This is a genomic window from Actinopolymorpha cephalotaxi (assembly GCF_013408535.1).
In the GTDB taxonomy this organism is placed as follows: domain Bacteria; phylum Actinomycetota; class Actinomycetes; order Propionibacteriales; family Actinopolymorphaceae; genus Actinopolymorpha; species Actinopolymorpha cephalotaxi.
Genome location: NZ_JACBZA010000001.1, coordinates 3,073,220 through 3,094,652 on the forward strand (window position 1 = coordinate 3,073,220; position 21,433 = coordinate 3,094,652).

Genomic DNA, 21,433 nt, shown 5'->3' on the forward strand with positions numbered 1-21,433 from the left:
TCGGGGAGTGATTCACACCTGCCAGCCGGTCGGGCCCAGTGGCGCCCTGACGTACGCCTTCGACGGCGCGCTCGGGCGCAGTTCCCCGTCACCCATGATCTCTAGTTGAGGAGCAATCTTGCTTGCACTCACGAACAACGCTGCCCTCGTCATCCAGTCGCTGACGAACAGCCCCGAACTTCCCGGAAGTGCCGGTCTGCGCATCACGGCCCAGCCGGAGGACCAGCAGAGCCTGAGCCTCGCGGTCGCCGCCGAGCCCACCGCCGGTGACGCCGTCGTCGAGGAGCAGGGCGCACGCGTCTTCCTCGAGGAGAGCGCCTCCAGCATGCTCGACGAGATGGTGCTCGACGCCGAGGTCGACGCCCAGGGCAGCGTGCAGTTCTTCCTGGGCAGCCAGGCCGGCCAGGCGGGCGGGCAGCCCGGTGGCGCCGCTCCCTCGCAGAACAGCCAGGGCCCCGACGGTCCCACCGCCTGAGCAGTCAGGACCGTTCGGGGGGCGGGCGCCGTTCCGTACCAGCAGGACCAACCGGAACGGCGCCTCACACCCAGCTGCCCCGGCTCGCTCTCGCCCGCGGAACCACCCGCGGCGTGAGGTGAGACCTGGCGGTACGCGAGGGCAGGTGGCCCGCGGACGACGCGGCCACGTGCCTTGGCTGTACGAGCAGCTGTGTACCGAAAGCTTCGCGGCACACCCCAAGTGGCAGCCCCATCCGCCCGGCGCATCGCCGCCTGCACAGGCGTAGCTCGAACGCTCGGCGGTCCCGAACGCGACGACGGTGGCCGCCGGTGGAGATGCACTCTCCACCGGCGGCCACCGTTTGTGCGTTCACCGTCCCGCATTCGCCACAAGGCGTGCCTGGCCTACAAGGCGTGCGTTCACCACAAGGTGGGCCGGATCCTTGCCGGCTCCTGGACCGTGGCGGCCCTCAGGTGTGCGCCTTCGGGTCGTCCCAGAACCACGCCTCCGGGTCGTAGGCCGCGGGGGTGGGGTGGTGCCAGTCGTTGACCAGCCCACCGAGCGCGGTCTGTTCCTTGGCGGGGACGTTGCGCAAGCCGTCCTTGACAAGGACGATCTGCGGGTAGTTGGCGACCACGCCCATGAAGAACGGGCCCTGCTCGATGTGGATCCTGATCATGTCCCAGACGAGCTTGTCCCGCTTGGTCTGGTCGACCTCGACCCGCACCTGGTCGGCGAGCTTCCACAGCCGGTCCACCGGACCGCCGGGCTCGGGTGCGGCCCGCGGTGGCGTGCGCTTGTACGGATCGACGTCGAGCTGCTTCTTCTCGTCGGGCGTACCCCGCAGCGCGTAGTACTGCCCCTGCAGTGAGGCCCACCGGGACGGCTCCATCGGCATCAGCCACAACATGTCGGCGGCGACGCTCATCGTGCTGGTCTCCCACGCGGTGGTGGTCATCAGCTTTCCCTGTGCCCACTGGTCACCGAAGGACGTGGGAGAGACCGGGCTGAGCCGGGTGTCGATGCCGATCGCGTCCCAGCTCTTCTTCAGCAGCTGGTTCTTCTTCATGTGCTCGCCGGTGGTGTCGATGTCGGCCGGGTAGTTCAGGCGGACGACCAGCTTGCTGCCGTCCGGCTTCTCCCGCTTGCCGTCACCGTCCTTGTCGACCACACCCAGCTTGTCCAGCATCGACTTGGCGCGCTCGGGGTCGAACTTCACCCACGACTCACGCCACTGCTTGTACATCCCGGGGCCGTCGCCGCGGTGGAACTCCCGCGTCTTCGGCCCGTACCCGCCGGTCGTGGGTACACCGGTGTCGAAGTAGATGGACTTGCGGGCCTCGCCGCGGTCGTACGCCAGCGACAGCGCCTGGCGGAACTCCGGCTTGCGGATCAGCGCGCGCATGGCGGGCTCGTCGTAGTCCTGGTTGAAGAAGAAGATGGACCCGGTGCCGGATCCGCTGTCCCACAACAGCATCTTCATGCCGCTCTTGGCCTGCGAGCGCTTCAGCCCGGAGATGTCGCCGAGGGTCAGGCTGTTGAACGGGCCGTGCACCTGGTCGAACTGCCCGGACTGGATCTGCAGCTTGCGGGTCTCGATGTTGTCGACCACCCGGAAGTTCAGCCCGTCGAGGTAGGGCAACTGGTTCCCGGCCTGGTCGACCACGTAGTAGTAGGGGTTGCGTTTCCACGTCGTCGCCCGGCCCTCGGAGTAGGTGGCCAGCTGCCAGCCGCCCATCGTCGGGGTCTGCGGGTTGAAGACGGTGTTGCGCTTCTCGTCGAACTTCGTCGTCCAGTCCTTGCCGACGGACTTGTTGTACTTCGGGTGGAACTGCTTCATGTAGTGCTTGGGTTCCATCCAGGTCGCCGCGATCCCGCGGTTGACCCAGTTGGCGATCATGTCGGGCACCATCGGGCTGGGCGCGTCGTAGGTGATCACCAGAGTGTTGTCGTCGGGTGCCTCGAACTTCGCGACCGTGCCCTTGCCGGACCGGGCCTCGTCGGGGATGCCCTCACCGAAGTCGGGGTCGAGCACCATGTCCTGCCACCAGAACATGATGTCCGCGGTCGTCCACGGCTGTCCGTCGGACCACTTCAGCCCCTTGCGGAAGTGGAACGTCCACACCGAGGCGTCCGCGTTGGACTCCCAGCTCTCCGCCAGGCCGGGGCCGAGGGTGAGGCCGTCGTTGAGCCAGCGCAGCGGCGAATGGCCGTACATGTACTCCTTGATCGCGGCGTCGTTGCTCGAGCCGCTCGCCAGCCGCAGGGTCCCGCCGTACTTCCCCGTCTGCGCCCAGTAGTGCGGGATGACGTAGGGCTTGTCGGGCAGCCGGTCCTTCAACGCTGGCAGCTTTCCCGCCTTGACCTGCGCGGCCAGCTCCGGCGACTCCTTCAGCTGCCGCGGCGGCGACAACGGCTTCGCGGCCGATCCTCGCTTGGTGGGACCCTTGCTCGGCTTCGGTCCCTCACCGGTGGAGTTCCCTCCCCCGCCGCTGCTGCAGGCGCCCAGCGTGACGCCGCCGGCGACCACGGCGGCGCCGAAGAGCAGCCGGCGCCTGGTGAGTTCGTCAGACCCCGACATCGCGACCTCCCACGTAGAGAACAGGAACAGACCGGTTCGCGGGTGTTTCGCGGTGCGCCGACCACACGGCCCACCCGGAGAACACGAACGGAACAGGTGACACGTACGCCGCTCTGCGCGGCGCACGCCGATCGCTCGATCAGTCGATTCGATTCGACTGTGCAATCTGGCGGAAACAGTAATCGCGGGAACGGACGTCGTGTCAAGACTCCAACCAGCACGAACATGACGAGCGTCCTCGAACGGACACGGGCCGGTTGCTTGACACCGTCACGACCCGCCTTCTAGCGTCCATCCCTGTCGAAATGATTCGACAACAGAGCAGTAACGAACACCCTGACGAGGAGACGGCCGGTGGCCACGATCGCCGATGTCGCCCGGCTGGCGGGCGTGGCGCCGAGCACGGTGTCGTACGTCCTGTCCAACCGGCGCAGCATCTCCCCGCAGGTCCGCGAGGCGGTGCGCCAGGCAATCCGCGACCTGGACTACCAACCGCACGTCGGCGCCCGGGCGCTGCGGGGAGCCGCCACCCGCGTCCTCGCGGTCTCGGTCCCCTCCGAGGGTGCGTACAACCCGCTGCGCTGGCGGTTCGTGCACGACCTGAGCGCCGCCGCCCGTGAACACGAGTACGACCTGCTGCTGCTCACCGGCGAGGACAGCGTGGCCGACGTCCGCCGGGTGGCCCGCGGCCGGCTGGCCGACGGCGCCGTCCTGATGTCGGTGCTGACCGACGACCCGCGGATCCCGGTGGTCCGGGAACTGGGGTTCCCGACCGCGCTCCTCGGCTGCCCGGACGACCCGCGCGGCCTGCCCTGGTGCGACTTCGACTTCGAGGGCTCGGCGGCGCAGGCGGTGCGGATGCTCGCCGGGTACGGGCACCGCCGGATCGGGTTCGTCGCCTCCACCGACACCGAGTTCCGCGAGGGGGTGAGCTACGCCCGGCGCGGCCTGGCCGGTGCCCGGCTCGGCGCCCGGGACACCGGCGCCCAGCTCACGGTGATCCGCTCCTCGAACTCCCCGAGCACCCTCGCCGGCCGGGTGCGCCGCCTGCTCGACGTCGACGACCCGCCCACGGCCCTGGTCACCGTGCACGACGTGCCGGGACTGGTGGGGATCCTGCGCGAGCAGGGCCACCACGTGCCGGCCGACCTCCCGGTGGTCGCGGTGGCGAGCACCCGCGAGCGACCCGGCGTGCCCGGGCTCCCCCGCTGGGAGCTTCCGGTGGCGGAGATGACCCGGACCGCGGTACGGCTCGCGATGTCGGCGATCGCCGGCGGCTCCGGCGGCTCCGGCAGCTCCGGCGGCTCTGGCGGCTCCGGCGGCTCTGGCGGCTCCGGCAACTCGGGTGGTTCCGGCGATTCGGGTGGCTCCGGCGACGTCGGCGACTTCGGTGGCGGCGGGCTGATCAGGACCGGCCCCACGGAATAGTTGAAGCATCAATCTTGTTCCTCACGCTCGTACGCACATGGACACGCACTACGAGGTGAGGACTTGATGACAGTCAGCGACCTGACGCGCGACGAGCTCCGGATCGACCCGCACTCGGCCGACCTGCTCTTCCGGGAGGCCCGTAGCGCCAACAGCTTCACCGACGAACCGGTGAGCGAGGCGACGGTGCGCGAGATCTACGAGCTGGTCAAGTGGGCGCCGACCGCGTTCAACCAGCAGCCGCTCCGCGTCATCCTGTCGCGTACGCCGGAGTCCCGTGAGCGGCTGGTGCCGCTGATGGCGGAGGGCAACCGGGCCAAGACGGCGGCGGCGCCGCTGGTCGCGATCCTCGCCGCGGACACCGAGTTCGCCGAGCACCTGCCCCGCCTCGTACCCCACGCTCCGAACGTCAAGGACCTGTTCGCCGACGACGAGCGGCGGCACACGTCCGCGCAGTTCAACGCCACCCTCCAGGTCGGCTACTTCCTCCTCGGCGTCCGCGCCGCCGGCCTGGCCGCCGGGCCGATGACCGGCTTCGACAAGGCCGGGGTGGACGCCGAGTTCTTCCCCGACGGCCGGCACCGCTCCCTCGCCGTGGTCAACATCGGCCGGCCCGACGAGAACGCCTACCGCGACCGGCTTCCCCGGCTCGGCTTCGACGAGGTCGTCACCTCGATCTGACCCGAGCAGCCTCCCGCTCCGCGACACCCGGGGGCAGCCCCTCCCGCCCCCGCGACACCGACCGGACGACTGCGCCCTCGGCCGGAGCCGGTCCCGCTCGCTGACCGGCTCCGGCCGTGGGCGTTCGCGGCGTAGACAGCCGGTGACCGCGCTGGTTAGTTTCGTTGTCGAACCGCTTCAACTCCTGGCCCCGAGCCCGCCGCCTCCGTGCCGGCCACTCGGTCGGGCATCCGCACATCGGGGGAGGTCACCGTGCCGACGATCAAGGACGTCGCCGAGCGTGCCGGGGTGTCGGTCAGCACGGTGTCGTACGCCCTGAGCGGCAAGCGCCGCATCTCCGCCGAGACCCGCGACCGGGTGCAGGCGGCCATCCAGGCGCTCGGCTACCGGCCGCACGCGGGCGCCCAGGCCCTGGCCAGCCGCCGCTCCCAGATCCTCGCCCTGGTGATGCCGGCCGCCGAGTACTTCTCCGTCTCGGTCGGAATGGCGTTCGTCACCGCGATCACCACCGCCGCCCGCGGCTACGGCTACGACGTCCTGCTGATGACCGCCGACGAGGGCGACGAAGGGCTGCGCCGGATCGCCCACAGCGCGCTGGCCGACGGCGTACTCCCGATGGAGGTCGAGGTCGAGGACTCCCGGGTGGCGACGATCCGCGAGCTCGGCATCCCCGCCGCCCTGCTCGGTCAGCCGGCCGACTCGCAGGGCCTGCCCTGGGTAGACCTCGACTTCACCGCGGCCGGAGTCCTGTGCGTCGAGCACCTGGCCCACCTCGGGCACCGCCGGATCGGCCTGCTCGGCCCCAACGCCGGGGCCTACGAACGCGGACTCGGCTACGCCCTGCGCACCCTGCGGTCCACCAGGGACGCGGCGGCGCGGCACTCGGTGTCGCTCGTGACCGAGCAGACCGGTACGGTGCGCCGCGAGGTGGCCGGCAGCATCCGGCGGCTGCTGGCCGCGTCCCCGGCGATCACCGCGCTGGCGGTGTACGACCAGGAGACCCTCTCCACCGTCGAGGAGGTGCTGGCCACCGACGGCCTGCGCGTACCCGCCGACCTGTCCGTGCTGGCGGTCGCCGCGGAGTCCACCGCGCGGCACGCCTCACCCTCGCTGTCCTTCGTGGACCTGCCCGTTGCCGCCATGGCCGAGCACGCCGTCGCCCTCGTCGTCGGCGCCATCTCCGGCAACCCCGCCCAGCCGGTGCTGTTGCCACCGGTCCTGAACGAGCGCGGGAGCACCGCCGCTCCGCCAGCGCCTGCCCGCCTTCCGAGCCGAGGAGCTCCATGACCGACACCGCACGCACGATCCGCGTCACCGTCTGGAACGAGAACGTCCACGAGCAGCGGGAGGAAGCGGTCCGCGCCCGTTATCCCGAAGGCATCCACGGCGCCGTCGCCGCGGGCATCGAGGAGAACCTGAAGGGTCAGGTCGACGTCCGTACGGCAACCCTGGAACAGCCCGAGCACGGGCTGACCGAGGAGGTGCTGGCCAGCACCGACGTCCTCACCTGGTGGGGGCACGCGGCGCACGACAAGGTGGCCGACGAGGTGGTGGAGCGGGTGCAGCGGCACGTGCTCGGCGGGATGGGCCTGGTCGTCCTGCACTCCGGGCACTTCTCGAAGATCTTCCGCACCCTGATGGGCACCACCTGCTCGCTGCGGTGGCGCAGTGAGCACGACCGGGAGCTGGTCTGGACCCTCAAGCCGCACCACCCGGTGGCCGAGGGCGTGCCGAGCCCGATCGTCATTCCCGAGCAGGAGATGTACGGCGAGGTGTTCGACATCCCCGACCCGGACGAGCTCGTGTTCGTCAGCTCGTTCAGCGGCGGAGAGGTGTTCCGCAGCGGATGCTCCTTCCACCGCGGCAACGGGCGGATCTTCTACTTCTCCCCCGGTGACCAGGCCTACCCGGTCTACCACCACCCCGACGTCCGCAAGGTGATCGCGAACGCCGTGAGGTGGGTGGCGCCGGCCGAGTCCGCCCGGGACCTGCCGCGGCTGCAGAACTGCCCCACCGGCTGGTACGAGAACGCCGACGGCTCGGAGGCCCGCGCATGACGTCCGGAGATGTCAACCGCCCCTTGCGGGTGCTGCAGGTCGGCGCCGGCGGCATGGGCCGCGGGTGGCTGCGCACCCTGCTGGCGTACGAGGAGGTGGAACTCGTCGGCGTCGCCGACCTCGACGTCGCCCGGGCCAAGGAGGCACTGGAGGAGGCCGGCGCGGGTGACGTGGCGGCCGGCCCGACGGTCGAGGCGCTCGCCGACGACGTGCGGCCGGACTTCGTGGTGGACGTGACGATTCCGGAGGCTCACCACCCGGTGACGATGGCGGCGCTGCGGCGCGGCCTGCCGGTGCTGGGCGAGAAGCCGCTCGCGGCCAGCCTCGCCGAGTCGCTGGAGCTGACGGCGGCCGCGCAGGCGTACGACCGGTTGTTCATGGTCAGCCAGAGCAGGCGCTACGACGCCAACCTGTTCGCCTACCGCCGTCAGCTGCGGCAGCTCGGCCGGCTCGGCATCCTGACCGCGGAGTTCTTCAAGGCGCCGCACTTCGGCGGGTTCCGGGACGCGATGGACCACCCGCTGGTGCTCGACATGGCCATCCACGCCTTCGACAGCGCGAGGTTCCTGCTCGACGCGGACCCGGTGGCGGTCTACTGCGAGGAGTACAACCCGGGCTGGAGCTGGTACGCCGGGGACGCCGCCGCCACCGCGATCTTCGAGTTCGGCGGCGGCCTGCGCTACGTCTACAACGGAAGCTGGTGCAGCCCGGGCCAGGAGACGTCGTGGAACGCCGCGTGGCGGGCCAGCGGCGAACACGGCACCGCGCTGTGGGACGGCGACGGCCCCCCGACCCTCGAGATCGTCGAGGGCGGGGAGACCGCGCCGGAGGGCGACACCCCGGAGGCGGATCCGCATCCGGGTATCGCCGGTTCGTTGCGGGAGTTCGTCGCCGCCCTGCGGACGGGGACGACCCCGATGGGCACCGCCCGCGACAACGTCGCCAGCCTGGCTATGGTGTACGCCGCGATCGAGTCCGCGCGCGACGGCCGCCGCGTCCTGGTGTCCGACGTACTGGAGGAGGCGTACGCCCAGGCCAAGGCGCGCGCGGAGGGCCCCGTCCTGGACGCCCTCACCGGCTGGACGTCCCTCACTCCCCCCGGCTGACCCGTTCGCCGGGTCGTGTCAACCGGGCCTTGCGCTGATCCCTCAGCGCAAGGCGCGGTTGACAGCGGAGAGGACCGCCTTCAGCGAAGCGCTGAGAATGTTGACGTCCATGCCGACACCCCAGTAGACGTCGTCGCCGACCTCGCACTCGACGTACGCCGCGGCGGTGGCGTCTCCACCGGCGCCGAGCGCGTGTTCGCTGTAGTCGAGGACACGGACGTCGACGTCGACCTGCCTGATGGCGTCCACGAACGCCGCGATCGGGCCGTTGCCCTCACCGCTGAGCACCCGCTGCCTTCCCTTGTGCTCGACCGTGACGGTGAGCGCGTCGCGCGTGCCGTCGGCGGCGGACGTGTGCACCTTGTGCAGGGTGAACGGCCCGTCGGTGCGGAGGTACTCCTGCTCGAACGTCGACCAGATCTGCGCCGACGGGATCTCGCCGCCCTCCTCGTCGGTGTGCGCCTGCACGACCCGGCTGAACTCGATCTGCAGCCGGCGCGGCAGGTCGAGCTGGTGCTCGGCCTTCAGCACGTAGGCCACTCCGCCCTTGCCGGACTGGGAGTTGACCCGGATCACCGCCTCGTAGGAGCGGCCGACGTCCTTGGGGTCGATCGGGAGGTACGGCGCCTCCCAGGGGTACTCGCCCACCGGCACCCCGGCCTTCGCGGCGGCCTTGTCCAGCGCCTCCAGGCCCTTCTTGATCGCGTCCTGGTGGGAGCCGGAGAACGCGGTGTAGACCAGGTCCCCGGCGTAGGGGTGGCGCGGGTGCACCGGCAGCTGGTTGCAGTACTCCACCGTGCGCCGGATCTCGTCGATGTCGGAGAAGTCGATCTGCGGGTCGATGCCCTGGGAGAAGAGGTTCAGCCCCAGCGTGACCAGGCAGACGTTGCCGGTGCGTTCGCCGTTGCCGAACAGGCAGCCCTCGATCCGGTCCGCGCCGGCCAGGACGGCCAGCTCGGCGTCGGCCGCAGCCGTACCCCGGTCGTTGTGGGTGTGCACCGACAGGCACACGTGCTCACGCCGGGACAGGTTGCGGCTCATCCACTCGATCTGGTCGGCGTAGACGTTGGGTGTCGACCGCTCGACGGTGCACGGCAGGTTGAGGATGATCTCCCGGCCGGGACCGGGCTGCCACACGTCCATCACCGCCTCGCACACTTCCAGGGCGAAGTCGAGTTCGGTGTCCATGAAGATTTCCGGGCTGTACTCGAAGCCGAAGTCGGTGTCGGCCAGCAGCTGCTCGGCGTACTTCACCACCCACTCCGCACCCTGCACGGCGATCGCGCGGCACTCGTCCCGGTCGACGCCGAACACGACGCGGCGGAACATCGGGGCGGTCGCGGCGTACAGGTGGATGGTGGCGTGCTTGGCGCCGACCAGCGACTGCGCGGTGCGTTCGATCAGGTCCTCGCGCGCCTGGGTCAGCACCGAGATGGTCACGTCGTCGGGGACGAGACCCTCCTCGATGATGGCGCGTACGAAGTCGAAGTCGGTCTGGGACGCCGACGGGAAGCCGACCTCGATCTCCTTGTAGCCCATCCGGACCAGCAGGTCGAACATCCGGCGCTTGCGGGCCGGGCTCATCGGGTCGATCAGTGCCTGGTTGCCGTCACGCAGGTCGGTGGTGAGCCATCGGGGTGCCTGGGTGATCCGGGCGTCCGGCCAGGTGCGGTCGGGCAGCTCGACCGGCGGGAACGCGGCGTAGCGGTGGAAGGGCATACGGCTGGGCTGCTGACGATGTGGCATCGGGGAGGTCCCTCGCTTCGTGGCGGTGGCGGGATGACGCTTCGGCCGGCCGGGACGTCATGCAGCCCGCGACGAGGAGCCCGGCCTAGAGGGCCCCGTCGCGGCAGCGAAGGAGGAGTCCTGCGTACCACATAGGTTGGTCAGCTTAGCCCCGCACAACCGGGGCCCGGCAAGCCCCCTCCCCGACCGGGCGAAATCCGGTTGCCCGGTGCCGCTCCCGCCCGCACCCTGTGCGGTATGAACCTTCAGCGCCTCGACCCCGACGACGCCGCCGCGGTCGCCGCCGCACTGTCCTTCCACCAGGCCACGCGCGCCGCCGACACTCCGTGGGACCCGCCGCACACCGAGCGCGGCCTCGTGTCCTCGCTGCGGTACGGCTGGGACGGCGAACCGGGCGAGGCCTGGCTGGCGATCGAGGACGGGCAGGTCACCGGCACGCTGCACCTGCACTTCTCCGAGCGCGACAACACCCACATGGCGGGCATGGGCGTGTCGGTCCATCCGGACAAACGGCGCGAAGGGCGCGGGCGGGCGCTGTTCGAGGAGGGGCTGGCCCGGGTCCGCGCGAGCGGCCGCCGGCTGGTCACGACCGGCACGCTGGACGCGGAGGTGCCCGCGGCGTTCGCCACCGCGATGGGCTTCACCCGCGCCAGCATCGAGGTGCAGCGGCGCCAGGACCTCACCGAGGTCGACCCGGCCCGGGTGGCCGAGCTGCGGGCGCACTCCGCCGAGGCCGCCCGCGACTACACGCTGATCCGGATGGACGGCCCGGTCCCCGACGACCTGCTGGACGAGGTGGCGGAGATGTCCGCCGCGATCAACGACGCGCCCACCGACGACCTCGACATCGAGGACGAGGTGTTCGACGCCAAGCGGGTGCGGGGGTTCGAGGCCGCGCAGGAGGCCGCGGGCAACAAGCTCTACCGCGTGATCGCCCGGCTGGGCACCGACGGGCCGCTGGCCGGACACACCGTGGTGGGCCGCCCGGTCGACCTGCCCGAGTGGGCCTGGCAGTGGGACACCGCGGTGGTGGGTGCGCACCGCGGCCACCGGCTCGGGATGCTGCTGAAGGCGGACATGGTCACCTGGCTGCGGTCCGCCGAGCCCGCGATCCGCTGGCTGGACACCTGGAACGCCGAGTCCAACTCGTACATGATCGCCGTCAACGAGGCCCTCGGATACCGCATCGTCACCCGGCACCTGGGCTGGCAGCGGGCCGTGTGAGGGAGCCGGTCCGGGCGTACATCTTTCGAGGCGTACGCCCGGACCTGCCCGGCTTCCGCCGGGGTCGCGGGTCGCCGGCGCCGAGGCCGGTCAGCGGCCGACGTAGGCCGCGACCGGGGGTCGCCGGCGTTCGGCCCGGTCAGGTGCCGACGTAGGCCGCGAGGTGCTCCCCGGTGAGGGTGGAACGCGCGGCCACGAGGTCGGCCGGGGTGCCCTCGAAGACGACCCGGCCGCCGTCGTGCCCGGCGCCGGGGCCGAGGTCGATGATCCAGTCGGCGTGCGCCATCACCGCCTGGTGGTGCTCGATGACGACGACCGACTTCCCGGAGTCGACCAGCCGGTCCAGCAGTCCCAGCAACTGTTCGACGTCGGCCAGGTGCAGTCCGGTGGTCGGCTCGTCCAGGACGTAGACGTCGCCCTTCTCCGCCATCGCCGCGGCCAGCTTGAGCCGCTGCCGTTCGCCGCCGGACAGCGTGGTGAGCGGCTGGCCGAGGTGGAGGTAGCCGAGCCCCACGTCGGAAAGCCGGTCCAGGATCCTGTGCGCGGCCGGGGTGTGCGCCTCGTTCTTCCCCTCGCCCACCTTCCCCTCGCCGCCGCCGAAGAACTCCTCGGCCTCGGCCACCGACATCGCCAGCACCTCGGCGATGTTCGCGCCGCCCAAGGTGTACTCCAGCACCGACGCCTGGAACCTCCTTCCCTCACATTCCTCGCAGGGCGACTCGACCGTGGCCATCACGCCCAGGTCGGTGTAGATCACCCCCGCGCCCTTGCAGGCGGGGCAGGCGCCCTCGGAGTTGGCGCTGAACAGCGCGGGCTTCACGCCGTTGGCCTTGGCGAACGCCTTGCGGATCGGGTCGAGCAGGCCGGTGTAGGTCGCCGGGTTGCTCCGCCGGGAACCCCGGATCCCGCGCTGGTCGATCACCACCACGCCGTCGCGGCCGGCGACCGAGCCGTGGATCAGCGAGCTCTTGCCGGAGCCGGCGACACCGGTGACCACGCAGAGCACCCCGAGCGGGATGTCGACGTCCACGTTCGCGAGGTTGTGCGTGGACGCGCCGCGGACCTCCAGCGCGCCGGCCGACGTACGCCCCGCGGACTTCAGGGTCGCCCGGTCGTCGAGGTGCCGGCCGGTAACGGTGTCGCTGGCCCGCAGCCCCTCCACCGTGCCCTCGAAACAGACCGTGCCGCCGTCGGTGCCGGCGCCGGGGCCGAGGTCGACCACGTGGTCGGCGATCGCGATCGTCTCCGGCTTGTGCTCCACCACCAGGACGGTGTTGCCCTTGTCCCGCAGCAGCAGCAGCAGTTCGTTCATCCGCGCGATGTCGTGCGGGTGCAGCCCGATGGTCGGCTCGTCGAAGACGTAGGTGACGTCGGTGAGGGACGACCCGAGGTGGCGGATCATCTTCGTCCGCTGCGCCTCTCCCCCGGACAGCGTGCCGGCCGGCCGGTCCAGGGAGAGGTAGCCCAGCCCGATCCGGGAGAACGAGTCCAGCAGGTGCCGCAGCCCGGCGAGCAGCGGCGCCACCGACGGCTCGTCGAGGTCGCGTACCCAGTCGGCCAGGTCGCTGATCTGCATGGCGTACAGGTCGGCGATGTTCTTCCCGCCGATCTTCGCCGACCGGGCCTCCTTGCTCAGCCGGGTGCCGCCGCACTCCGGGCACACCGCGAACGTCACCGCCCGCTCGACGAAGGCGCGGATGTGCGGCTGGAGGGCGTCGACATCCTTGGACAGGAAGGACTTCTGGATCTGCGGGATCAGTCCGGCGTACGTCAGGTTGATGCCGTCGACCTTGATCTTGGTCGGCTCGCGGTGGAGGAGGTCGTTGAGTTCCTTCTTGGTGAACTTCCGGATCGGCTTGGCCGGGTCGAAGTAGCCGCAGCCGCGGAAGATCCGGCCGTACCATCCCTCCATGCTGTAGCCCGGGATGGTGAGCGCGCCCTCGTCGAGCGACTTGTTCTCGTCGTACAACGCGGTCAGGTCGATGTCGCTGACGTTGCCCATGCCCTCACAGCGCGGGCACATGCCGCCCTGGTAGACGGCGTTGCGTACGACGGACTTCTGCTCGGTCTGGCCCTTCTCCGTCCTCATCACCCCGCTCGCGATCCGGGTCGGGACGTTGAAGGAGAACGCCTGCGGGGAACCGATGTGCGGCGTGCCGATCCGGCTGAACAGGATGCGCAGCATGGCGGCGGCGTCGGTGGCGGTTCCGACCGTGGACCGCGGGTCGGCACCCATCCGCTCCTGGTCCACGATGATCGCCGTCGTCAGCCCGTCGAGCAGGTCGACCTCCGGCCGGGCCAAGGTCGGCATGAACCCCTGCACGAACGCGCTGTAGGTCTCGTTGATCATCCGCTGCGACTCGGCCGCGATGGTGGCGAACACCAGCGAGCTCTTGCCGGAACCCGAGACCCCGGTGAAGACCGTCAGCCGGCGCTTCGGGAGCTCGACGCTCACGTCCTTGAGGTTGTTCTCCCGCGCACCCTGTACGCGGATCAGGTCGTGGCTGTCGGCGACGTGCGGCGCGGGCGGCTGCGCGGCTGGTTTCGCTGCCGTTTTGGGGGCCTTGGTCATCGGGTCTCCATCTGTGCGGCGTTCGGGTGCTCGGCTGCCACGCTAGCCGGGCCGCGGACGCGCCCGCTTCTCGATTCCTGACCGGCCGCGGTCGGGGGGCCGGCCGTCCTCAGGACCGGGGTGCGTCGAGCGTGGGGCCGGGCGGACGGACGGCACCGATGCGGGCCGGCAGGGCTGTGCAGGCGGCGATCACCAGGCCGGTGCCGAGCAGCACCGCGGCCAGCTGCCACAGCGGCGGCACGGTGAGCGGGTCGTCGTCCAGCACCTGGGCCAGTCCCAGCCCGCAGGCCACCCCGAGCAGCGCCCCGGCCAGGGCGGGCAGCACCTGAGCCGACGACAGTCCGCCGCTGATCTGGGCCGGGGTCGCGCCGAGTGCCCGGGCCAGCGCCGCCGACGGCCGGGTGTCCAGCGTGGTCGCCCAGACCAGGCAGATGGTGTTGACCACCGCCTGGACGGCCAGCATGACCGTGATCACCAGCAGCCCCTGGGTCATCGCGAGCCTCGGGTCCAGCCCGGGTGCCGCCTCCTCGAACCGGTGCGCCCGGGTGGCGAGCGCGCAGGTGACTCCCGTGATCGTCACCGCCACCGCGAACACGCCCAGCCAGGTGCGGCGCGGCCGCCGGGCCGCGATCCGGAGGGCGAGCAGCAGCGGAACCGGCAACCGTGCGGAGAGCGCGATCAGCCGGGGCCGGCGGCGCGGCGGGCGGACAGTGCCGGCCAGCGCCCGCATGGTGCTGGTCCGGGCGGCGCGTACCGCCGGGACGAAGGTCGCCGCCGCGGCGATCCCCAGCGCCGCCGTCATCACCGAGACGATCGTCGTCACGGTGAACGGGGCCGGGGCGGCCCGGCCGAGCAGCCCGGCGCTGGGGGTGGTGAGCACCGGGGCGAGCAGCCGTCCGGCGGCCAGCCCGGTGACACTGGCCAGCAGAGCGATGACCAGGTGCTCGACGAGCAGCACCGCCGCGACCAGCTCGGGGGTGGCGCCGACGGCCTTGAGCAGGCCCACCCGGCGGGTCTGGTCGGCCATCCGGGTGCCGACCAGCACCACGATGCTGGCCAGCGCGATCAGGCCGAGCAGCCAGCTGCCGAGCAGCATCGAGAACTGGTTGGCCTCGGTCAGCCAGGCGTTCAGGACCTGCACGTCCTGCCAGGTCATCAGGGTGAAGTTGCCGTTGCCGGTGACGTGGGCGGCGGCGAACGCGGGTGCGGCCTCCTCGTCGGCGAGCTTCACGTTCAGCACGTAGCCGAGGGCGTCCCGGCCGGCGAGCGAACGAGTGTCGGCTTCGGTGAGCCAGATCAGGCCGGCCGGGCCGAGGGTGAACGGGCTCGGTCCGACGTCTGCCGTCGGCGGCCCGTTCGGCGGTCCGGTCGGCGGCAGCGGCTTGGCGGCGCCGCCCCAGCACGGGGCGAAGCACACCTTCGGGTACTGCCCGGACGCCGCGGTCACCGCGAGTCCGGCGACGTTGAAGGGGCGTCCTCCGATGTCGACCCTGTCACCGGTACGGATGCCGAGCGCCTTGGCGAACCCGGCTTCCAGCACCGCGCCGCCGGGGTGAGTCCACTCTCCGGCCGTCAGGGCCGGCCGGTCGACCGGGGCCGACTCGGTGTCGCGGCCCTGCAGCCAGGCGGTCACCGGCCGGCCGCCGACGGTCATCGTCTTCTGGGTGTACGGGTACGGTCCGCTGACCGCGACCACACCCGGCTCCCCCGCCAGTCGCCGCAGCTCGGCCAGGTCGGCCGGACGGCCGGGCGCGGGCGCTGTCCCGGCCACGACGTCCGGCCCGGCGGTCACCGCCCGGGTGCGCTGGTTGGGTTGGTCGGTCACCCCTTGCAGCACCAGCCCGACGGTCAACGTGGTGGTGGCCGCCGCGAGCGCGAGGAGCAGCAGCGCGGCCTGGCCCGGGCGGCGCCGAAGGTCCCGTACGGCCAGCCGGCCCACCAGCAGGATCCGGCTCATCGCTCGCTCCCCCAACCCGCCAGCCCGGACAACAGGCCGCCGCTGCCGTGGCTCAGCCGGGTCTCCTCGACGAACACGCCGTCCCGCATCGAGATCAGCCGGTCCGCGGCGGCCGCCACCCGGGCGTCGTGAGTGACGATCACCTGGGTCTGCCCGTCCGACCGCAGGGCGTCCAACAGCCGCAGCACATCCGCGGTGGACGCGCTGTCCAGGTTGCCGGTCGGCTCGTCGGCCAGCACCGCCAGCGGCTCGTTGCTCAGCGCCCTGGCCACCGCGACCCGCTGCCGCTCGCCACCGGACAGGTCCGCGGGCAGCCGCCCGGCCTGCTCGGCCAGCCCGACCTGTTCCAACAGTGCCTGCGCCCGGCTGCGCGCACGGGCGGACGAACGACCGGCCAGGAGCGCCGGCAGTTCGACGTTCTCCACCGCCGTCAGCTCGTCCATCAGGTGGAACGACTGGAACACGAACCCGATCGCGTCCCGCCGCAGCCGGGCCAGCTTCCGTTCGCTCATCCCGGTGAGCGGCCGCCCGGCCACCCACACCTCGCCGCCGCTGGGACGCTGCAGCCCACCCATGAGCTGCAGCAAGGTGGACTTGCCGCACCCGCTCGGCCCCATCACGGCGACCGTCTCGCCCTGCGCCACCTCGAGGTCCACACCGCTCAGCGCGGTCACCAGACCTGTTCCCCGGCCGTACGTCATCCGCAGGTCGCGGGCACACAGCACTGCGTTCATGGCTTCCCTCTCCCCGATATGCCCTTGGGTGGCGCGGCCCAGAACCGGGCACACGCCTCCAGCCACTGCAGATCCGCCTGCAGGCGGAGCACCACGCCTTCCAGCAGCAGCCCGGCCGGCGACTCGGCGGGCTCGGCCAGTGCCGCCCGCTGCACCACGGCGAGCTCGGCGAGTACGGCGTGCCGTTGGGCGTCCACGATCCGCGCCGGATCACCCAGCCCGGCCGCGGCCGCCGCCACCAACTTGAGATGGAACTCCGCCGGTGCCGGCTTCGGCCAGCTGGTGTCGGCCAGCCACTCGGCCACCCGGTCGCGCCCCGCCGGAGTCAGCGCATAGACCTTGCGATCCGGCCGATCCGCCTGCCCGACCCGTTTGACGTCGACCAGCCCGGCCCGCTCCAGCCGGTTCAGGGTCACATAGACCTGACCCTCCTTGAGAGCCTCGGCCAACGGCCCGAGGGCCAGCTGCAACCGGGCCCGCAACTGGTAGCCGTGCGAGCCCTCCTTCGCCAGCAGCGCGAGCAGCACTTCCTGCACCACACCCAGTTGAATCCCGCGCGACGGTTCCCGCTCCGACGCGGCCACAGCTTCAGGCATCGCTCACATCCCCAACGGTTAGGTATTCAAGCTAAACCGTTAGGTACGAGCGGTCAAGGGTGCGCCGAGCGGGAAGGTCGATCGTGGTGCGCGCACGGCAGAACGTTCGTCTGGCGGGGAAGCGAACGTGCCGGAACGGGTCGACGGCGGTGCACGCCGGCCCGTACGCCGAAGTGGGGCCTCAGCCCTGGCGCCTGTCGGGCCCCGGCCTCCTGGCCGGCTCCTGGCCGGCTCCTGGCCGGCTCCTGGCCGGCTCCTGGCCGGCTCCCGGCCGGCTCCCGGCCAGTCTGATCAGGTCTGCCCTAGAAACCGAGCCGGCGCAGCTGCTTGGGATCGCGCTGCCAGTCCTTGGCGACCTTGACCCGCAGGTCGAGGTAGACCGGCGTACCCAGCAGCGTCTCGATCTGCTTGCGCGCCGTGGTGCCCACCTCCACCAGCCGGCGACCCTTGGCGCCGATGACGATCGCCTTCTGGCTGGGGCGTTCGACGAACAGGTGGGCGTAGATGTCGAGTAGCGGCCGGTCCTGCGGGCGGTCCTCCCGCAGCCCCATCTCCTCCACCAGTACGGCGATCGAGTGGGGCAGCTCCTCGCGGACACCCTCGAGGACGGCCTCGCGGATGAGTTCGGCGACAAGCACCTCCTCGGGCTCGTCGGTCAGCTCGCCCTCGGGGTAGAGCGGCGGCCCCGGCGGCAGCTTGCCGACGAGCAGGTCGGCGAGCAGGTCCACCCGGGTGCCGTCCTGAGCCGACACCGGGACGATGTCGTCCCACTCGACGCCGGTGTCCTTGGTCATCGCCGCGACCGCGGTGAGGTGCTCGACCATGCGGCTCGGGTCGACCAGGTCGGACTTGGTGACGATCGCGACCGTGGGACGCCTGCGTACCTTCGAGATCTCGTTGACCAGGAAGCGGTCGCCGGGCCCGATGCGTTCGTCGGCCGGCAGGCACACCCCCACGGCGTCGACCTCGCCGAGGGTGCTGAGGACGAGCGCGTTCAGCCGCTCGCCGAGCAGGGTGCGCGGTTTGTGCAGACCTGGGGTGTCGACCAGGACCAGCTGGGCGTCGGGCCGGTTGACGATCCCCCGCACCGTGTGCCGGGTCGTCTGCGGCCGTGACGACGCGATGGCCACCTTGCGGCCGACCAGGGCGTTCGTCAACGTGGACTTGCCGGTGTTGGGTCGCCCGACCAGGCAGGCGAACCCGCTCCGGAACTGCGTCGTAGCCTCGCTCACCCGGCCGATTGTCCCCTATCCGGTGTGGGCGACCGTCCGGACGGTCCCGTCCGGCCCGGCGACCATGACCGGGACGCCGGCGCCGGCCAGGTCGGCCACCGCGGCGACGTCCTCCGCCGGGGCCTCGACCGCCTCGGTGACCACGGCCGCCGCCTCCAGCCCGTCGGCGCCGCTGGACACGGCCATCGCCACCGCGAGCCGGAGAGCGGACAGCCGCAGCGACGGGAGATCCACCGTCGCGGCGGTGTAGGTGCGTCCGGTGGTGTCGCGGACGCCGGCGCCTTCGGCGGCCCCGGCGCGCGCTCTGGTCGAGCGGGCCAGGGTGATGATCTTGGCGTCTTCGGGATCGAGCTCGGCACTGGTCACCCGGCGATCCTAGGCAAACCACTCGCCGCGCGTCGCCGCCGAGTCTGCCCTGTCACCCATTTCGGAGTACGACCTTCCCGGCGTGTCCGTAGCCAGGGAGTCACCACCTGCTCCGGCCTGTCCCTCAGCACCCGCTCCACCCGACTCCGGATTCTTCCGCGGAAGAATCCATGCCCGTTCCTCGACCCGGAACAGTTGCCCGCCTGCCCGAACAGTTGCCCGCCCCGATCCGCTCCACAACCCCCTCGACGCCTGCTCAGCGACCAGACGGAGCGGCGAGCTCGACGGACGGCGGATTCTTCCGCGGAAGAATCCGCCGTCGTTGACGCTCATCGGATTCTGTCGTTCGGAGGGACCTCGACCCGGTGCGGCGCAGGTGGAGCTCTCGTCGGTCTTGATGAGCCTCATCGACCAGCCGGCCATCGGATCCCGGCTGCCTGTCGGTGGCCAGTTCTACCATCGAACGCATGAGCGATTTCAATACCCCTGCGACCGTATTCGCTGCCGCGCCGACAGACCCCTCTGGCCCCTCGCCCGCACCGCGGGCTCGGATTCCACGTCCGGCCATGCCCGACCAGGCAGACACCGGAGATGGACCGCCACTGCCGACGTCCACCTCGGCGCCACCGGACACCGCACGTTCCTCAGGTTCGGCAGGAATCGCAGGAGCGACAGGTGGGCCGGACCTGGCCGGCACGCGTGGTGCACCCAGGTCGCTGGAGGGTCTGGAGGCCGAGATCTGCGACCTCGCTTCCAGGATCGCCATCGCCACGCACGAGTGGCTGCGGCTGATCGTCGCCTTCGACCGCCGCGAGGGCTGGCGCACCTCCGGGTGCAGGTCCACGGCACAGTGGCTGTCCTGGCGTTGCGGGACGAGTCTGTCCGCCGCGTACGAACACCTCCGGGTCGGACGCGCCCTGGAAGAACTCCCCAAGGTCGCCGCGGAGTTCGCCGCCGGCCGGTTGTCGTACTCGAAGGTGCGCGCGCTCACAAGGATCGCCGACGCCGACCAACGTTCGTCTCGCTCAGCCCGAAACCAGGCGCAGGAATCCGAACCTGTTCCGAACGGCGAACCCGCCGACTCGCAGAACCACGCCGGCGAAGAGAATCGTCCAGACCACTCGGGCACATACGGGAGTGAGGACACTCAGCCGGAGGACGCGCATCCAGAGGACGCGCAGCCAACGGACGCGCAGCCAACAGGCGCGCAGCCAACAGGCGCCGAAGCGGAGGAAACGGAGGCCGAGGACGCCGAGGACGAGCTGCTCAACCTCGCGTTCAGTGCCACCGCTTCCCAACTCGACCGGATCGCTCGTGGCTGCGCCGCGGCTCGCTCGAAGGAGCAGAATCTCCGGCGAGCGATGCGGCGCGGGATCAGCTGGTTCTACGACGAGGACGGCTCACTGGTCATCCGCGGAAGGCTGGCCCCCGACGAAGGCGCGACGGTCGTCGCAGCACTCGAAGCGGCACTGGACACCTTGCTGGCACGGAAACCCGAACCACCTGCGTCACCCGAACCAGCCGCGTCACCCGAACCAGCCGCGCCCTCCGCAGTACTGCCGGCCGGGGCCCGCCCCGATTCCGCGGGATCCGGCGGCGCCACCGGTCCTGCCGAGACGCGCGTGCACTCCGCGCCGGATGGCACCAGCCCGGATTCTTCCGCGGAAGAATCCGACCACCGACCACACCAGACTCCGCCGGACCCCGCGCCCCCACGCCACACACCACGCGCTGTCCCCCACCGCCACCGCGCCGCACTGGCCGCAGACGCACTCGTCCTGATGGCCGAAACCCTGCTGTCCCACACCCCGGCATTCCTCAACTCCGCCGACAAATACCGCGTCATCATCCACCTACACCCCACCCAGCCCCCAAAGCTCACCCCGGCCACCGCCCCAACCACCGGCCAAGCGACTCCGCGCCCGGCGCCACGACAGCCCGCGTCCCTCGACGACGGCGTTCCACTCGCCCCCGACACCGCGGACCGCCTCGCCTGCGAATCGACCGGGACCGCCCTCCACCTCGACCCAGACGGCCAGATCCACAGCCTGAGCGACCCCACCAGATTCCCCCGCGCCGCAACCGCACGAGCAGTCAGAATCCGCGCACACCACACCTGCCAAGCACCCGGATGCACCACCAGACACGGACTCCAGATCCACCACGCACACCACTGGTCCCACGGCGGCCCCACCACCCTGGCCAACCTCATCCTCATCTGCCGCTACCACCACTGGCTCGCCCACGAAGGCGGCCACACCTTCACCGCCCGCCCCGGCGGACACTTCAGCTTCCACCGGCCCGACGGCACCGAGATCCCCGCAACACCCCCACTGCCAGGCCTCACCGACACCACCCGCGAAGCCACCACCAACAACAACCTCGCCCGATCCGTACTCGACCACTGGGCCAACCTCCACCCCACACTCGGCGAAGACGTGCTCACCCCGCCCTGGTGGTCCGGCGACCCCCTCGACCTCCACTACGCCGTCAGCGTCATCCTCGACGCCCACGCCTCGCCGAACTGAGGAGGCGGGCCGCCTCGTCGCACGACCCGGATACAGGTCACCTGTCGAACTCGAACTCGAACTCGAACTCGAACTCGAACTCGAACTCGAACTCGAACTCGAACTCGAGGATGAGGGAAGTCGTCACGTCGCTCTCACCGATGACAGACACGCTTGATCGCACCTACT

16 protein-coding genes are annotated in these 21,433 nt (G+C 71.0%); 8 read left to right on the top strand and 8 right to left on the bottom strand.

Features of this window, described 5'->3' with window-relative positions; translation table 11 throughout:
* The first annotated feature begins 118 nt into the window (after positions 1 to 118).
* Positions 119 to 475 (top strand): Fe-S cluster assembly protein HesB, encoded by a 357-nt coding sequence (locus FHR37_RS13635; RefSeq protein WP_237768762.1) that lies wholly within the window; start codon positions 119 to 121, stop codon positions 473 to 475.
* 451 nt (positions 476 to 926) lie between these two features.
* Here FHR37_RS13635 and FHR37_RS13640 read toward each other — a convergent pair whose 3' ends face one another.
* Positions 927 to 3,038: an ABC transporter substrate-binding protein gene (locus tag FHR37_RS13640; protein ID WP_092883321.1), complete on the bottom strand. Its 2,112-nt coding sequence runs from the start codon at positions 3,036 to 3,038 to the stop codon at positions 927 to 929.
* 354 nt (positions 3,039 to 3,392) lie between these two features.
* Between FHR37_RS13640 and FHR37_RS13645 the strand changes: the two genes are divergently transcribed.
* From FHR37_RS13645 to FHR37_RS13665, 5 genes are all read left to right on the top strand, one after another.
* Positions 3,393 to 4,466, top strand: coding sequence for a LacI family DNA-binding transcriptional regulator (locus tag FHR37_RS13645; RefSeq protein WP_092883322.1), 1,074 nt, complete (start codon positions 3,393 to 3,395; stop codon positions 4,464 to 4,466).
* A gap of 66 nt (positions 4,467 to 4,532) precedes the next feature.
* Entirely contained in the window at positions 4,533 to 5,147 is a 615-nt protein-coding gene (locus FHR37_RS13650; RefSeq protein ID WP_092883323.1) for a malonic semialdehyde reductase, read from the top strand.
* Between the two features lie 252 nt (positions 5,148 to 5,399).
* Positions 5,400 to 6,434 carry a LacI family DNA-binding transcriptional regulator gene (locus FHR37_RS13655; protein ID WP_202818072.1) on the top strand — a complete coding sequence of 345 codons (1,035 nt, stop codon included), beginning with the start codon at positions 5,400 to 5,402 and terminating at the stop codon, positions 6,432 to 6,434.
* Positions 6,431 to 7,204: a ThuA domain-containing protein gene (locus tag FHR37_RS13660; protein ID WP_092883325.1), complete on the top strand. Its 774-nt coding sequence runs from the start codon at positions 6,431 to 6,433 to the stop codon at positions 7,202 to 7,204. Before FHR37_RS13655 ends, FHR37_RS13660 begins: the two co-directional genes overlap by 4 nt.
* Positions 7,201 to 8,310, top strand: coding sequence for a Gfo/Idh/MocA family protein (locus tag FHR37_RS13665; protein ID WP_092883326.1), 1,110 nt, complete (start codon positions 7,201 to 7,203; stop codon positions 8,308 to 8,310). The genes FHR37_RS13660 and FHR37_RS13665 overlap by 4 nt, the downstream gene beginning before the upstream one ends.
* A 42-nt stretch (positions 8,311 to 8,352) precedes the next feature.
* On the opposite strand, the gene leuA is transcribed toward FHR37_RS13665, so the two are convergent.
* Entirely contained in the window at positions 8,353 to 10,056 is a 1,704-nt protein-coding gene (gene leuA, locus FHR37_RS13670; RefSeq protein ID WP_092883327.1) for a 2-isopropylmalate synthase, read from the bottom strand.
* A gap of 237 nt (positions 10,057 to 10,293) precedes the next feature.
* Here leuA and FHR37_RS13675 point away from each other — a divergent pair, with 237 nt between their 5' ends.
* Entirely contained in the window at positions 10,294 to 11,280 is a 987-nt protein-coding gene (locus FHR37_RS13675; RefSeq protein ID WP_092883328.1) for a GNAT family N-acetyltransferase, read from the top strand.
* A 139-nt stretch (positions 11,281 to 11,419) separates the two neighbouring features.
* Here the strand turns inward: FHR37_RS13675 and FHR37_RS13680 are convergent, their stop codons facing one another.
* The 6 genes from FHR37_RS13680 to FHR37_RS13705 form a co-directional block, all read right to left on the bottom strand.
* Entirely contained in the window at positions 11,420 to 13,852 is a 2,433-nt protein-coding gene (locus FHR37_RS13680; RefSeq protein WP_092883329.1) for an ATP-binding cassette domain-containing protein, read from the bottom strand.
* 109 nt (positions 13,853 to 13,961) lie between these two features.
* A complete protein-coding gene (locus FHR37_RS13685) occupies positions 13,962 to 15,809 on the bottom strand; it encodes an ABC transporter permease (RefSeq protein WP_092883330.1) in 1,848 nt (615 codons plus the stop codon).
* Positions 15,806 to 16,543, bottom strand: a complete 738-nt coding sequence (locus FHR37_RS13690) for an ABC transporter ATP-binding protein (protein ID WP_092883331.1) — start codon at positions 16,541 to 16,543, stop codon at positions 15,806 to 15,808. The genes FHR37_RS13685 and FHR37_RS13690 overlap by 4 nt, the downstream gene beginning before the upstream one ends.
* A complete protein-coding gene (locus tag FHR37_RS13695; protein WP_202818073.1) occupies positions 16,540 to 17,139 on the bottom strand; it encodes a PadR family transcriptional regulator in 600 nt (199 codons plus the stop codon). Before FHR37_RS13695 ends, FHR37_RS13690 begins: the two co-directional genes overlap by 4 nt.
* Before the next feature lie 302 nt (positions 17,140 to 17,441).
* Positions 17,442 to 18,380, bottom strand: coding sequence for a GTPase Era (gene era / locus FHR37_RS13700; RefSeq protein ID WP_092883332.1), 939 nt, complete (start codon positions 18,378 to 18,380; stop codon positions 17,442 to 17,444).
* 6 nt (positions 18,381 to 18,386) lie between these two features.
* Entirely contained in the window at positions 18,387 to 18,737 is a 351-nt protein-coding gene (locus FHR37_RS13705) for a cytidine deaminase (protein ID WP_092883333.1), read from the bottom strand.
* A 566-nt stretch (positions 18,738 to 19,303) separates the two neighbouring features.
* Between FHR37_RS13705 and FHR37_RS30890 the strand changes: the two genes are divergently transcribed.
* Entirely contained in the window at positions 19,304 to 21,265 is a 1,962-nt protein-coding gene (locus FHR37_RS30890; protein ID WP_202884523.1) for an HNH endonuclease signature motif containing protein, read from the top strand.
* Positions 21,266 to 21,433: the final 168 nt, after the last annotated feature.

What these genes read in the sequence shown, in the direction of transcription:
- FHR37_RS13675 (WP_092883328.1), top strand. Translation starts at nt 10,294, where the DNA reads ATGAACCTTCAGCGCCTCGACCCCGACGACGCCGCCGCGGTCGCCGCC.
- FHR37_RS13685 (WP_092883330.1), bottom strand. Translation starts at nt 15,809, where the DNA reads ATGAGCCGGATCCTGCTGGTGGGCCGGCTGGCCGTACGGGACCTTCGG.
- FHR37_RS13650 (WP_092883323.1), top strand. Translation starts at nt 4,533, where the DNA reads ATGACAGTCAGCGACCTGACGCGCGACGAGCTCCGGATCGACCCGCAC.
- FHR37_RS13665 (WP_092883326.1), top strand. Translation starts at nt 7,201, where the DNA reads ATGACGTCCGGAGATGTCAACCGCCCCTTGCGGGTGCTGCAGGTCGGC.
- FHR37_RS13680 (WP_092883329.1), bottom strand. Translation starts at nt 13,852, where the DNA reads ATGACCAAGGCCCCCAAAACGGCAGCGAAACCAGCCGCGCAGCCGCCC.
- FHR37_RS13690 (WP_092883331.1), bottom strand. Translation starts at nt 16,543, where the DNA reads ATGAACGCAGTGCTGTGTGCCCGCGACCTGCGGATGACGTACGGCCGG.
- FHR37_RS13640 (WP_092883321.1), bottom strand. Translation starts at nt 3,038, where the DNA reads ATGTCGGGGTCTGACGAACTCACCAGGCGCCGGCTGCTCTTCGGCGCC.
- leuA (WP_092883327.1), bottom strand. Translation starts at nt 10,056, where the DNA reads ATGCCACATCGTCAGCAGCCCAGCCGTATGCCCTTCCACCGCTACGCC.
- FHR37_RS13660 (WP_092883325.1), top strand. Translation starts at nt 6,431, where the DNA reads ATGACCGACACCGCACGCACGATCCGCGTCACCGTCTGGAACGAGAAC.
- FHR37_RS13695 (WP_202818073.1), bottom strand. Translation starts at nt 17,139, where the DNA reads ATGCCTGAAGCTGTGGCCGCGTCGGAGCGGGAACCGTCGCGCGGGATT.
- FHR37_RS30890 (WP_202884523.1), top strand. Translation starts at nt 19,304, where the DNA reads ATGCCCGACCAGGCAGACACCGGAGATGGACCGCCACTGCCGACGTCC.